The sequence below is a fragment of the Lyngbya confervoides BDU141951 genome (genome assembly GCF_000817775.3).
Lineage (GTDB): Bacteria > Cyanobacteriota > Cyanobacteriia > Thermosynechococcales > Thermosynechococcaceae > Lyngbya > Lyngbya confervoides.
In genome coordinates, this window is record NZ_JTHE03000076.1 from 1 (window position 1) to 14,016 (window position 14,016).

General features: G+C 54.1%; 11 protein-coding genes. 7 read left to right on the forward strand and 4 right to left on the reverse strand.

Going from position 1 to position 14,016, the window contains the following annotated elements:
• Window positions 1-414: 414 nt before the first annotated feature.
• The 4 genes from QQ91_RS12885 to QQ91_RS12900 all read right to left on the reverse strand — a co-directional run bounded on the left by QQ91_RS12885 (window position 415) and on the right by QQ91_RS12900 (window position 5,520).
• The gene (locus tag QQ91_RS12885) at window positions 415-2,685 is read right to left on the reverse strand and encodes a GumC family protein (protein WP_166282647.1); all 2,271 of its coding nucleotides are present in this window, start codon (window positions 2,683-2,685) and stop codon (window positions 415-417) included.
• Window positions 2,686-3,011: 326 nt separating this feature from the next.
• Window positions 3,012-3,959 carry a DUF1517 domain-containing protein gene (locus QQ91_RS12890; RefSeq protein WP_166282692.1) on the reverse strand — a complete coding sequence of 316 codons (948 nt, stop codon included), beginning with the start codon at window positions 3,957-3,959 and terminating at the stop codon, window positions 3,012-3,014.
• A gap of 229 nt (window positions 3,960-4,188) precedes the next feature.
• Entirely contained in the window at window positions 4,189-4,410 is a 222-nt protein-coding gene (thiS, locus tag QQ91_RS12895) for a sulfur carrier protein ThiS (protein ID WP_166282649.1), read from the reverse strand.
• A gap of 48 nt (window positions 4,411-4,458) precedes the next feature.
• Window positions 4,459-5,520 carry a thiamine phosphate synthase gene (locus tag QQ91_RS12900; RefSeq protein WP_166282651.1) on the reverse strand — a complete coding sequence of 354 codons (1,062 nt, stop codon included), beginning with the start codon at window positions 5,518-5,520 and terminating at the stop codon, window positions 4,459-4,461.
• 359 nt (window positions 5,521-5,879) lie between these two features.
• On the opposite strand from QQ91_RS12900, the gene QQ91_RS12905 reads away from it, so the two are divergent.
• From QQ91_RS12905 to QQ91_RS12935, 7 genes are all read left to right on the forward strand, one after another.
• A complete protein-coding gene (locus QQ91_RS12905) occupies window positions 5,880-7,262 on the forward strand; it encodes a DUF3747 domain-containing protein (protein WP_166282653.1) in 1,383 nt (460 codons plus the stop codon).
• A 155-nt stretch (window positions 7,263-7,417) separates the two neighbouring features.
• Window positions 7,418-8,233: a YaaW family protein gene (locus QQ91_RS12910; protein ID WP_166282655.1), complete on the forward strand. Its 816-nt coding sequence runs from the start codon at window positions 7,418-7,420 to the stop codon at window positions 8,231-8,233.
• An 81-nt stretch (window positions 8,234-8,314) separates the two neighbouring features.
• Window positions 8,315-9,046 (forward strand): NnrU family protein, encoded by a 732-nt coding sequence (locus QQ91_RS12915; RefSeq protein WP_166282657.1) that lies wholly within the window; start codon window positions 8,315-8,317, stop codon window positions 9,044-9,046.
• A gap of 160 nt (window positions 9,047-9,206) precedes the next feature.
• The gene (locus QQ91_RS12920) at window positions 9,207-9,548 is read left to right on the forward strand and encodes a thioredoxin family protein (RefSeq protein ID WP_166282659.1); all 342 of its coding nucleotides are present in this window, start codon (window positions 9,207-9,209) and stop codon (window positions 9,546-9,548) included.
• Window positions 9,549-9,699: 151 nt separating this feature from the next.
• Window positions 9,700-11,700: an NAD(P)H-quinone oxidoreductase subunit 5 gene (locus QQ91_RS12925; protein WP_166282661.1), complete on the forward strand. Its 2,001-nt coding sequence runs from the start codon at window positions 9,700-9,702 to the stop codon at window positions 11,698-11,700.
• A gap of 260 nt (window positions 11,701-11,960) precedes the next feature.
• Window positions 11,961-13,577, forward strand: a complete 1,617-nt coding sequence (ndhD1, locus tag QQ91_RS12930) for a photosynthetic/respiratory NAD(P)H-quinone oxidoreductase subunit D1 (RefSeq protein WP_166282663.1) — start codon at window positions 11,961-11,963, stop codon at window positions 13,575-13,577.
• Window positions 13,578-13,618: 41 nt separating this feature from the next.
• A complete protein-coding gene (locus QQ91_RS12935) occupies window positions 13,619-13,963 on the forward strand; it encodes a DUF1830 domain-containing protein (protein WP_166282665.1) in 345 nt (114 codons plus the stop codon).
• Window positions 13,964-14,016: the final 53 nt, after the last annotated feature.

Genomic DNA, 14,016 nt, shown 5'->3' on the forward strand with positions numbered 1-14,016 from the left:
GAGGCTCCATCACTCGTGCCTCAGCCGTTGGGTAACCTTGAAACCCCGATGGCTGCGTAAGCCGCTGGGACGGTTACTAATTTTAAGACTTTGGTCTCATTGGCCTGCTGGGGTGGAAACTCAGCTTATAGGCGCTTCAGATTGTACAACTTATTTGGTGATTATGAAAATAAAATTGAATATATTGAACAGCTATAGCTGAGAGTAATAGGTGATGAATCCAGTTTGTTATTTTACGGGATATTTTGTGGATCCAATGAGTGGTTTTTGCAAAGGTGAGGAATATTGCCATGACTGCAATGTCTATTCAACAGGGCTTCTGTCAGACTTTATCCGACCGGGAACTGCTATATATACTTAACTGGACATTCGTTCTTCCGGCTATTCCTTTCACTGCTTAAACTGATTAAGAAGTTACGAACCATTGTAGTTCGATGTTGATTTTTCTGGTTTTTGAAGCTGCTCATCTTTTTGGAGATAATCAGATCCATAGTAGTCATTTTTGTAGTAGGCATTGTAGTAGTAATAACTATCAGACTCATTCCTCACGTTGACCCCGTTAATGACTAACCCGAGAACAGATTGTTGGATGGGTCGTACGATGTCCTTCACCGCTTGAGTTGCAGGTCGATTGGCAATATCTGGACGGGCAATTAAAATCAGACCGTCTGCTAAATTACTCAACAACACTCCATCAGAGCTAACAGTTAAGGGTGGCGAGTCGATCAAAATGTAGTCATATTCCGATCGCAAATTGGAAATAAAGCGCTGCATTTTGTCTGAATCGATCAAGGCCGTGGGGTTGGGAGGCGGCGATCCCGAGCAGAGAATATGGAGGTTCTCAGACTCGGCAATATAGGGAAGGGACTGGAGTGGATTGGCTTCCACCAGAAGATTACTCAGGCCTGAGCGGTTCGGCACCTCCCAAAGTTGGTGCTGAGAGGGGCGGCGCATATCTGCATCCATGAGCAGCACTCGAGATCCCAACTCAGCCATGGCAAGGGCCAGGTTTGCGATGGTGGTTGATTTCCCTTCTCCCGGTACGCTACTGGAGACCACAATAACCTGTAGCCGGTCGGAACGCGAAAACTTCAGGTTGGTGTTGATCATGCGGTAGGTTTCGCTGACAACGGACTGGGGGTCGTCCCGCACAAATAAACCCTTTGACCCCTCCAGGCGATCGCCTACATTGCCTTTGCGAGCGGGAAACAGGGGAACTGTCCCCAGGAGCGTATAGGGGAAAATCGCCCGAACATCTGCAATGCTACGTAACCGGGTATCCCTGGATTCAAGCAGGAGGGCAATCCCTGCTCCCCCCAAAATTCCCAGGACGCCTCCCATCAGCAGATTCATCATCTTTCGGGGGGAGATGGGTCGTTCGGGAACCTGGGCCTCGTTAATGACGCGAGCATTGCCCAAATTTTGATTTTCCGCCAGCTGCGCCTTCTGATAACTCTCTAGTAGGGTGTTGTAGCTCTGTCGAGCCACCTCTAAATTCCGCGTCAGTTCCGACTGCCGCTGTTCTAGGGCCGGCAGATTATTGGAGCGTAGCAAGGAGTTTTGATATTCGCCTTGAAGGGTGGTGAGCTTTTCCTGCATGCTCAGGGTCTCAACATCTGCTTTCACCAGTTCAGTCATCAGCTCAAGCCCAATGGTGGATCCGAGCTCAAAGTTCCCTTGACCTAGCGAACCGGTATTCCCCGCCGTTTCCTGAATGCGTCCTTCCAAATTGCGGTTAACGGCAGCCAGCTTATTTTCAAGATCGATCACGGCTGGATGGGTGGGTTGATAGGTTGTCCGTGCGATCGCCAGCTGGTCCTCGATCTTTTTGGCCTCAGCCAGTGTCGCTTGAATAGTTCTAGATTCACTAATTTTCCCAACGGCGATCGCCTGATCCGAGGAGAGACCCCCAAATTTAGACTGTAGCTGACGCGATCGCTCTTGGGCAACCTGCAGTTGGGCGGTGGTTTCAACCATTGCAGCCCTGAGGTCAGCCAAACGCCTCACGGCTTCTTGTGCTTCACCGCTCAATTCGACGACCTTATACTTCTCCTTAAACTGTCTCAGGCTTGATTCCGCTTGGGAAAGCTGGCGCTCGGCCCGGGGAATTTGCTGGCTGATAAATTGCCGAGCCGCCCGAGTTTGAGACCGATTCACTTCAATATCATTCTTGAGGTAAAACTGCATCCATGTGTTCACAACGTCCGCAGCTAGCTGCGGATCTGGGTCTTGATAGGAAAGTTCAATCACATCTGTCCCTCCAACAGCAGACGCAGTGACTCGTCCTCGAAACGCATCAATTTTTAAGGCCTCATTCCCCTCAGTTCTGAGATCCAGGCTTTGAATCACGTTTTCAAGGATCGGAATCGACAGTAGAACCTGAATTTCGGTTTCAATGGGATTACTTTTGTTGGAGAGTGGACCTGCGCTGAGTTGATCGGCTAACCCCGTCAGTGCAGAGGCCTCGTTGGTCTTGGCGATTAATAGCTGCCCCTTGGACTGAAAAATCGGGGTTTGCAGAAAGGTGAGAACGGCGGTGGTGGTGACAACCGCCGTGACCGTCAGGCTGAAGGGAAGCCAACGTCGGCGTAATGTTTTGAAGATGTCCAGAAGGTTAATTTCATCGTCCGCCTGTTCCACCAATAGATCGGGACGTTCCTCGAAATTGACTTTTGCTTCTGTCATGGAGTTAATTTAAGGGCTTATACCAGTAGATAAATTAGATTCACGGTAAAATCACATTTCTTAGCTTAAAGGACGTGATTTTGCCGGGAAAGTTCTATGGACTGGGGACGAGATAACCGTTCAAATGAGGCCTTTTCATAAAAGTACGCCAATGTTAACAAACTCTACAGAAGTCTGGCGATATTGAACAGAACTCTTTTGCAAATCCAATCGGGGTTGCCAAATAAATAAGGTCTGGCTTTTGACCAGACCTTTGCAAAGGCTAAAACAATCAGCTCAGGGAAGATGAAGAGGCTTGGGAGCCTAAGGGCCTAATTCTGACTCAACTAACCCAAAACCTTCAGAGTTGGGTAATTTTCCAGCAAATCATCGGAGGTAAGCGTGTCGCCGGTGGCCTGAGGAGTCCAGAGAACCTCCAGTGCCAGCATTTGATCTTCAGACACGCCACCGAGCTGCTTGAGTGCGGTTTTCAGGTCTGGGGCCGATTGGATATTCGGAAGGTCTAATTGAGCCTGGGCTGCCACCAGCAAGGTGACCAGAAGATATTCTCCGGGAGCGCTCGAGGGCACGAGGCTGGGATTTTGTGCTGGCTTTGGCTCGCTCAGGCTGCCGCCCACATTGGAGAGGGTCTCGGCCTGAAACTTGCTGCGCTCGGTGAGGGCGTAGCGATTAAACTTCGCCTCGGCCTCGGTCAATCGGCAGGTTTCGGTTTTGAGGTCTGCGTAGGCCCAGTATTCAGGGTGGCGCAACAGCGCCAGGGTGCTTTCCTGAAGCAATTGGGTGAGGCCTGTCGTTGAGGTGGTGCTGGCCTGCAGCGCCAGCTGATCGAGCTCCGGCTGTAAATGGCGCGCTTCTGCCAGGACGCCCACCTGCAGCTCGGCAATGGTGACTCTGGGATTGGAGGAACTGTCCGCAGATTCAAAGAATGACCCGCCGTCCCCGGCGCGGCGAAAGGCCGAAACAACAAAATTGGCGATCGCAATAAAAATCAAAATTGAAAACAGGCTCCCCACACCGCCAAACCCAAAGAAGGGCAGCAGAAAGGGAAATCCAAAGCCGCCGCCGGGGTAGTATCCCCCCCCACGGGGATAGCTCTGGGGCGCGCGGTTATAGCTGCGAGAGGGAAGGGGACGACTCCGAAAGGCACTGCCACCGATGCGTCCGCCGCTCCGCGCCGCCCAGGCTGGAGACGCCTGACCTACGAAGAGAACGGTAACCAAAGCGATCGCGACCAGGGACCGGAAAAGAGTTTTAAGGGAAAATTTTTTCAGCATATCCATGTTGATTGTGCAGCGCAGTCGATTGCGGGAGCTGTGAGGGTTCAACCCTTACCCTGGTGGGCTCCACCCAACGGGAATGGTGAACCAATGATTGTGAACCTTGAATTTTCGAACAAAGTCTAAATTAAACTGGTTTGATTCAACAAACTCTACTCTCAGTGTACCGGGATGCCCTGCAAGGGGGGAGCGCACCGGGTCGAGATCCCCGATCCCCTTGCCGCTGCTAACCACCGCCCACAATCGTGACAATTTCAAGGCGATCGCCCTCGGCTAAGCGAGTTTGAGGCCAAAATTGGCGATGCAGAATCTCGCCGTTGTACTCAATGGCAATCAAGCGGGGATTAAGGTTTTGATCGGCTAGGAAGGTCAGCAAGGGGAGATGCAGTTTGGCTTCTTGGAAATTGCCATTGACTTGAATGCGAATTATGGGGTCTGAATCAGGCATAAAATTCTGAGAAACAGGGCGATTGCGGTGGTTTAACTGGAAATGGGGCTATGAATCCAGCAGTTGCCGGAGCTGAGCCGTCACTTGGTCCGGTTGCGCGGCTTCCATAATGGCTCGCACCACCGCGACGCGCTGAGCCCCGGCCTCCTGCACCTGGGGTAAATTCGCCGCGTTAATCCCCCCTATGGCGTACCAGGGCATGGGGGCATGATCCTGGGCGTACTGGATATAGTCAAATCCCACGGCGGCTTTTCCGGCCTTGGTCGGGGTTGTGAAAATTGGCCCTACCCCAATGTAGTCGGCCCCTTCCTGGATCGCGCGGGCCATTTCCTCAGGATTGGTGGTCGATCGCCCCACAATGCGGTCGGCTCCCAGCAGACTTCGTGCAAGGTGCATGGGGACATCCTGCTGGCCGAGGTGAACGCCATCGGCATCGGCACCATAGGCCAAATCAACGCGATCATTCACGATAAACAGCGCCTTGTAGCGATGACACAGGGCGCGCAGCTGTATGGCTTGGTTTAGGCGATCGCAGTCCGGCAGGTGCTTCTCTCGATATTGCACTAGGCGCACCCCTCCCTGCAGGGCCGACTCGACAATTTCGAAAAGGTTGTTCTGGGGCGAAGTAACCAGGTAAAGTCGGGCCGCCTGGAGCCGTTGCAGTCGAGACTGGCGCGCACCGGCTCCAAGGGCTTTAGGGGAATCTGACCTGCCGGTGGCTGCCAGCACCTGGGACTCAAGGGCGTAGACCTGGTAGCGAAAGGTTTTGCAGCCACCGGCCAGTTCTGGGTCTGCTAACTTTCCGTATTCCTCTAACACCCGCAGAGCCTCTTGAATTCGGGCAAAATTAGCCAGCAGCAGGGCTTCCAGGTTATCCCGCCGTTGTTCCTGGGCATGGGTGATCTGAGTGCCCACGTCCGCTGGGGTATCGCGGGCGGCGCGAAATTCGGGTTGATGGAGCTGGGCTAGGGCCTGGCGCAAGTCCTTGCAGGTTTTGGCCCAGTCCGCATTCTCCAGACCAAAACGGCACCATTCCTCGATAACTCTCAGCCCTTCGCGAGCGCGGTCAAGGTTGGCATCCAGGATGCGAAACAAGGGGGAGGTCGTCATCTCCTTTCCTTAAACGAGAGGGGTGAAACAGTAGGGGTGAACAACATAGGCGCTCAACGGTGAAAGAAACGGGTTGAAATGGGGCAATCTTGAGGACAATTCCCTGGAAAGCAAGGTCCCACCTTGGGAGATCTAGATCTTAAAAGAATCCCTAACGGATCCCTGGGGTCCGTCCGTTTAAAGCGGATTGGCCCCCTCGTTTAAATCTCGAAAACTTCGAGTTTTTTTGAGCGTTATCCGATACAATCTGGCAGGCTAAATCAGCCCAGGGATCTCCCGCCTGGCTTGAGGTCTCCGTCCTTGCTCCCGCAAGGCTCGTTTCATGATTGCTTTCCTTCTCACCTAGGTTAATGTCCATCATGTTGAATGCACTGCGTTGTTCACTAATTTTGCTGTTTGGCACCTTGATCTGGGGGGGGACCCTGGTGGGGGAATCCGCTCAGGCTGCCTTATTTGAGCAGCAGGATGTGGACCAAGACAAGTTTATTGCGATCGCCGTGACGCTCCCCCAGGGCAATCGCCGCAATTTGCTGATTCTGGAGCAGCAGTCCGATGCTCGTCCCTGCTGGTCAGAAGATGCGGCGGGGTCCGGTCTCATTGAGCCGCTGCTTTTAAAGTTTGACTTTACCGGGATCTGTGGCCGCAGTACAGATAGCAACGGTTATTCCATTCGTCAGGCGGGAGAAGATCTGGCCCTGAAATACCGCTTGGCCATTGTGCCCCAAGGGGAGGGGCTGGTTTTGAGGGGAATACCCCTACAGGCCTCGCAGGGGGAGCCCCTGGAAATTGGCCGTGCCCAATCCCAAGGGGGAGAGTTTGTCAAAATTGAGCTTAACGAGGGCTGGAAGTTTACACGGCGGGTATATCAGGGCAAAGCCCTGGGTCATATTTACCTCACCCGTGACCAAGTGCCTGCCCCCGCGGAAATCCCTGTGGCGCAGGTCCCGGCGGAGCTACTTCCGGCCGCAGGAAACCCAGTGGCGGAAGATCCGGAGCCGGAAAACTTGACAAGGGCGATAGGGCTTGACTCCTCAGGAGAGGTTGGACTGGAAGAATCCGCGCTGCCGAGCCATGAGGTTCTGGGGGCGCAACCGCAGGGATCGGCTATTGCCCAGCGCGCAGCCTCAGGCTCTGAAAACTCCTTACCCACCCCCGCAGATCTGGCAAGTCCTGCGACAGGGGATGCCGTGGTGCGGCCCCTGCAAGGCCCTGTTCAAATTCCGGTTCCCGTCCTGTCGGCTCGGTCCTCTTCGACTCCGGCCGATCTCTTTAGCGCACCGTCTTTGGGATCGCTCCCCGCCCCGCCCTCGGGATCGCCCCTGCCCACCTTGAATTCCACCGTTTTAGAGGCGCCGCTGCCCGCCGTTGATGTAAATCTAGGGGGCATTCTCCCGGTTCCGAATATTGCTCCCCTTGGGCGCGTCGGAGCGTCGGAGCCGGATGTATTCTCGCTGCAGGATCTGGCCAATCTTCCCCAAAGTGCAGCCCAAGGGGAGGGGCCGCCGCCGCCGCCGCTGACCGTGGCCTCCTCAATTCGGCGCTATCGCGTTTTTGTCACGCCCCAAACCCCGGACCAGGCCAAGGCCGTCAATGCTCTGGCGCCGGATGCATTTTGGTCGAGTTATCAAGGATCGCGGATGCTGCAAGTGGGAGCCTTTACGCAGCAGGACAAGGCCGATGAAATGGTTCAGGCCTTGGAGCAGCAAGGCATTCGCGCTATGATTGAGTCGTCTCAATACTGAGTCGTCTCAATCCTAAGGGCTTGGCATTAATCGGCAACTCCTTAGCCCAGAGCAACGCGTTGAGTGTCTCCGGCTGAACGAGCGGGACAAGAGACAATAGATTTTTAAACTTTGATAAAGGCTCTGGTTAACCCCCTGTCTTGAGGTTGAAATCCATGGATGAGCTACGTACAGCCTTAGAGTTAGCCAATGACGATGAACTTCAAGATTTGACCGAAATCTTATTTCGCCCGAAATTTAACCCGTTGGACTATGTGCGGGGGACGGATCCCGTTCGGGTGATCAGTGGCGATCGCCGCGCCTGGTTGGATGCTGTGGAGCGGCGGTTTCGCTTTCTGGCCGCTGACGGCTTTACGGTGCTGCGGGGAGAATCCCAGCGCATCAGCTATCGACAGGTTTTGGTGCGCGTCTGTCGCTATTTGAAGCTCAAATATTCACCCGCCTTGAGTACGGAAGATCTGGAGGCGGATATCTTTTTAAATTTAATTCAGCGCAACTGGCGCAACATTCCGCGACCTGACCAGGACGAATTGCTGGGGCGGGTGGTGGCCTCTCTGAGTAAAGATCCCACCCAGCCCCTGCCCTTGCGCTGCAATCCGGATAGTCTGCGAATTCTCCTACAGGGAGGAAGCGTCATTGCGCTCAGCTCAGTGGCCAGGACTTTGGTGCTTCGACAGGTGTCTCGGCAGATGGCTGTCTACTGGAGTTCTGTGCACCTTGCCGGAAAGGCGGCCTTGGTTTTGCCCAAACAAATGGCCCTGCAGCTTGGACGACGGGGGATCGCTGCCGGAACTGCCCGGTACGGGTTAGCCCGTAGCGCCTTCACCGTTCTGGGGGGGATGCTGTGGGCTGGACTCATTCTGGATTTGGGATGGCGATCCATTTCAACCAACTATGGCCGGATTATCCCGATTATTTTCACCCTGGCCCAAATCCGCCTGACGCGATCCCCCGCCTGGGCAAGCGCCTAGCTCCTGAAACCCAGGGCTGCTTCATTCTCCAGCGGTCTGATCAGGCCTTATGATGGGAGGGCTGCATTATGGACCCTTTGGATGACTGGTTTTGGAGTAGATGCCCCAGGGTGGCTGGCGCCTTCGCACTTTAAAATGCTGGCGCTTTTGGTTTTGTTTGCCTGCATCCATAGCGGTTTGGCCTCTCTGCGCGTCCGGGCCGAAAAGGTTTTGGGCGCGCGCCTTTATCGGGTGGGCTTTGCCCTGTTGAGCATCCCCATGGCGGCTCTGCTGATTGTTTACTTTATTCGCCATCGTTACGACGGGGTGCAGCTGTGGCAGATCCAGCCCTATCCCTGGGTAGAGTCCCTGGTTTGGGGGCTGTCGGCGCTATCGTTTCTGTTCCTCTATCCAGCGACGTTCAATCTGCTGGAAGTTGCGGCTATTCAACGCCCCCAGGTTCATCTCTATGAGACGGGGATCATTCGGATTACCCGCCATCCCCAAATGGTAGGGCAGGTGATCTGGTGTGTGGCCCATGCCCTCTGGATTGGCACAACCTTTACCCTGGCGACCTGCTTGGGACTGGTGGGGTATCACCTGTTTGCTTCCTGGCACGGCGATCGCCGACTGGCCGCTCGCTATGGAGAGGCCTTTACGCAGGTTAAAGCCAGGACTTCAATAGTGCCCTTCTGGGCCATTGTGCAGGGGAAACAGTCCCTGCAGTGGGGGGAGTTTTTGCGTCCGGCCTATCTGGGCGTTGCGCTGTTTGTGGGACTGTTTTGGTGGATTCATCCCCATCTGGTGGCCGCTGCCTCCCAGGCGAATGTCTAGAGACCAGCCGGGCGATCTTCAGCCTCATTCGCCTGCGGGGATCAAAAAAAAATTGCAGTCAGCCGGAGGAGGGGTGATCCCATGGGAGTAACCCTGGTAGCATATTTTGTACGAGCGCAAGCTGCGCCTTTAAATAAATCCTCAAAAATTAACTTAATAAATGCAAGCTGCAGTCGGTGAACAAAATTTCCGGGAGGAAGTGATCAACGCTTCCATGCCTGTTTTGGTAAGCTTTTGGGCGCCTTGGTGCGGCCTTTGTCGAATAGTGGAGCCAATGCTACAACAGTTTCATGCCACTAGCGCTCCCGCCTTAAAGCTTGTAAAAATTAATGCTGACGAAAATCTGTCCCTGGCGCGTCTCTATCAGCTCAAGAGTATTCCCGCCCTGTTTTTGTTCGTTCAGGGAGAGCTCGTCTACCGACAAGATCTCTTGGGCGATCGCCATCATATCCAAGCCAGTCTGGCTGAGTTAGTGAACTGTCTGGGTCTAGTGGCCCGATAATGGCTTGATTTCTACTGCTTTAAAATGCTACAACCGCTGGAAAAACGCTTGTCGGCAGGGCATCCCTTCCTTGGCCTGCCGCTCTGTGCTTTGGGAGTAGCCTACAACTCTTAATCTCTTGTTCGCGGACCTCTTCAGTTAATCGGATGTCATGGAACCGTTATATCAATACGCTTGGCTGATTCCCGTTCTCCCTCTGATGGGTGCCATGCTTGTGGGGATGGGACTCATCTCCTTTAATCAATGGACCAACTCTTTGCGGCGGCTGAGCTCCTTTGGGGTGGTTACCTTGTTAGGTGCAGCCATGGCCCTTTCCTTTGGCCTTTTGTGGAGCCAGCTCCAGGGTCATGCTCCCTTCATCCAAACCTTTGAGTGGGCGGCAGCCGGAAGCTTTCATCTGTCCATGGGATATACCATTGATCATCTCAGCGCCCTGATGTTGGTGGTGGTGACCACCGTGGCTCTGCTGGTGATGATTTACACCGATGGTTACATGTCCCACGATCCAGGTTATGTCCGGTTTTATGCCTATTTGAGCCTGTTTAGCTCCTCCATGCTGGGTTTAGTGATCAGTCCAAATCTGGTCCAGGTCTATATTTTTTGGGAGCTCGTGGGCATGTGCTCCTACCTGCTGGTGGGGTTTTGGTACGACCGCAAGTCTGCGGCAAACGCGGCCCAGAAAGCATTTGTGACCAACCGGGTGGGTGACTTTGGTTTACTGCTTGGAATTCTGGGGCTGTTTTGGGCCACGGGCAGCTTTGATTTTCAGGTCATTGGCGATCGCCTCTCCAGTTTGTCCCAAGCCGGTGCGATTTCGGGCGCTGTGGTGGCGCTGCTGGCGGTGCTGGTGTTTTTAGGTCCGGTGGCAAAGTCCGCCCAGTTCCCCCTGCATGTCTGGCTTCCCGATGCCATGGAAGGCCCCACCCCGATTTCGGCCCTGATCCATGCGGCCACGATGGTTGCGGCGGGGGTTTTCTTAATTGCGCGTATGTTCCCAGTCTTTACGGGAATTCCGGCTGCAATGCAAATTATTGCCTGGACTGGAGCCTTTACAGCCTTTCTAGGAGCCTCAATTGCCATCACCCAAAATGACATCAAGAAAGGCCTGGCTTACTCCACCATGTCCCAGCTGGGCTATATGGTCATGGCCATGGGCATTGGGGCCTACACCGCTGGCTTATTTCATCTGATGACCCACGCCTATTTCAAGGCCATGCTGTTTTTAGGATCGGGATCGGTGATCCACGGAATGGAGCCTGCCGTGGGGCACAATCCGGCCCTATCCCAAGACATGCGCTTGATGGGAGGGCTGCGACGCTACATGCCCATTACGGCTCTGACATTTTTGGTGGGCTGTTTAGCGATCGCCGGAATTCCACCCTTTGCGGGATTCTGGTCTAAGGATGAAATCCTGGGAGCCGCCTTTGCCGCCAATCCCCTGCTCTGGTTGATTGGTTGGGCCACGGCTGGGATCACGGCCTTCTATATGTTTCGCATGTACTTTATGACCTTTGAAGGGGGGTTTCGCGGCCACGATCCGGACCGTTTGGCTGAATTTTCCGCAGCCCAAGCGCCTGCGGCCCACGATCCGGGTCATGCCCCGGGTGATCCCCATGAGTCTCCCTTGAGCATGACGCTGCCTCTGCTGATTTTGGCGGTTCCCTCCGCCCTGATTGGCTTTGTAGGCGCGCCCTTTAACAACTACTTTGAAGCGTTTATCTTCTCCCCCACCGAGGAAGCCGCCTCCGTGGCAGAGCTGGCCGCAGAGTTTGAGTGGTCTGAATTTTTGCCCATGGCTGGGGGGTCGGTGGGCATCTCATTAATTGGCATTACGCTAGCCTCACTGATGTACTTAAGCCAGCGGGTTGACCCCAAAGCCATTGCGGAGCGAGTGAAGCCCCTCTACGATCTGTCCCTGAACAAGTGGTATTTCGACGATATCTATGAGCGCGTCTTTGTGCGAGGCACCCGCCGCTTGGCTCGCCAGGTACTAGAGGTGGACTACAACGTGGTCGATGGGGCGGTGAACCTGACCGGTTTTGTCACCATGATTTCTGGCGAAGGGCTGAAATATTTTGAAAATGGCCGTGCCCAGTTCTACGCTCTGATTGTGTTCTTAGCTGTGCTCGGGTTTGTGGTCATCGCTGCCTAGGTTTCGTCCGCGTTCCCCTTGCCGTCTGTGCAACGGGGAAGTCAGTTTGTTAAGAAATATGCTAAATCTCAAACGAACCTTGAAGAAATAGCGCCGTCTTCAGTTTGCTTGATCACAATGGAGAGTGATTTGGGGGAGCCGGGGGATTTCCAGTGATTAGTCCTTTGCCTATGGTTCTTGGCCGGCGCTTTTGTGAAGGTCCGCTGGGCTCTCCTGGCACGTGAATTCTGTCCTGCCCACACTACTGACATATTCCATTCATGAATCTCGCCGAATTTCCATGGTTGACGACGATTATCTTTTTTCCCCTCGTTGCGTCGGCTGCGATTCCCTTTATTCCGGATCCCAAGGGTAAGGGGCGTCCCATTCGTTGGTACGCCCTAACGGTAGGGCTGATTGACTTTGCCCTCATCGTCTTTGCGTTTTACCACTACTACGATCCCTCTCTGCCTGACCTGCAGCTGGTGGAGCGCTATAACTGGATTCCCCAGATAGGGCTGCAGTGGTCCGTGGGGGCAGACGGATTGTCCATGCCCCTGATTTTGCTCACGGGCTTTGTGACCACCTTGGCAATCCTAGCCTCCTGGCCCGTCACCATGAAGCCCAAGCTGTTTTATTTTCTGCTGTTGGCGATGTACGGCGGTCAAATTGCTGTATTTGCAGTGCAGGATCTGCTGGTGTTCTTTCTGGCCTGGGAGTTGGAGCTGATTCCGGTCTATTTGCTGCTCTCGATTTGGGGAGGCTATAAGCGCCTGTACGCGGCTACAAAGTTTATCCTCTACACCGCTGGTAGCTCCCTATTTATCCTGGTCGCGGCCCTGGCTATGGCGTTTTATGGGGATCAAGTGACCTTTGACATGCGATCGCTGGCGGTGAAAGACTACACGCTCACCTTTCAGCTGCTGGTTTATGCGGGTTTCCTCATTGCCTACGCTGTCAAGCTGCCGATTGTGCCTCTCCACACCTGGTTACCTGATGCCCATGGAGAAGCCACCGCGCCAGTGCATATGCTCCTAGCGGGGATTTTGCTGAAAATGGGCGGCTACGCGCTGCTGCGGATGAATGTGGAGATGCTGCCCGATGCCCACGCCTATTTTGCTCCAGCCCTGGTGATTCTGGGTGTGGTTAATATCATCTATGCCGCCCTGACCTCCTATGCCCAGCGCAACCTAAAACGAAAAATTGCCTATTCCTCAATTTCCCACATGGGCTTTGTCCTGATTGGGATTGCTGCCTATACGGACTTGGGCGTGAGCGGGGCGGTGCTTCAGATGATTTCCCACGGCCTGATCGGGGCGAGCCTATTTTTCCTGGTGGGAGCAACCTATGACCGGACCCACACCTTGATTTTGGAAGAAATGGGTGGAGTCGGTCAGAAGATGCCGAAAATTTTTGCAATGTTTACCGTTTGCTCCCTGGCTTCCCTGGCATTGCCGGGAATGAGCGGCTTTGTGGCAGAGTTAATGGTCTTTGTGGGCTTTTCCACCAGTGATGCCTACTCCCTTCCTTTTAAGGTGATTGTGGTTCTGCTGGCAGCCGTTGGCGTCATTCTCACCCCCATTTATCTACTCTCCATGCTGCGTGAGATTTTCTATGGAGCGGAAAATAAAGAATTAACTGAGGCGGAGGCTCTCATTGACGCTGAACCTCGGGAGATTTTTATCATTGCCTGCCTTTTGGTTCCCATCATTGGCGTAGGGCTGTATCCCAAGCTGCTCACGCAGATCTACGATGTCAAAACCTCGGCTCTGGTTTCTGAGATTCGTCAGTCGGTTCCGTCCCTTGTCCGGTCTGGGTCTGCCACCGCAGCTTCCCCCTACGGTCCCCTCTCTGCGGTGAATGTAACCTCCTTGACAGTTCCGGGGATCAGAGGGTGATAGGTTAAACAGGACTTCGCCATAAGAACTCCTGTTTAACAATGTCTAATATCCTCGATCCCTTGCCGGCTATCGATGCAGATACCGTGGTTTGCTGCTATGTGAATTCAACGAGTAAGGTGCAGGTGGCTCGGATTACCAATATTCAAAACTGGTATTTCGAGCGGGTCGTGTTTCCAGGGCAGCGCCTTCTGTTTGAGGCCAGCTCTCAGGCGCTTCTGGAAATTCACACGGGAATGATGGCCAGCTCCATTCTCTCCGATCGCATCCCCTGCCATCGCCTGGTGGTTCGAGAGGCTGAGTCCAGCACTGCTGAGGCGGCCGCTGCCCTCGCCCAGGATCGCGAATATGCCAACGAACTCAGTTTGTATCCCCAGGAAGTGTGACGTCAGGGATATCCAAGATTGCCGCTTAGACAGATGATCTGTGTTGCCGAGAA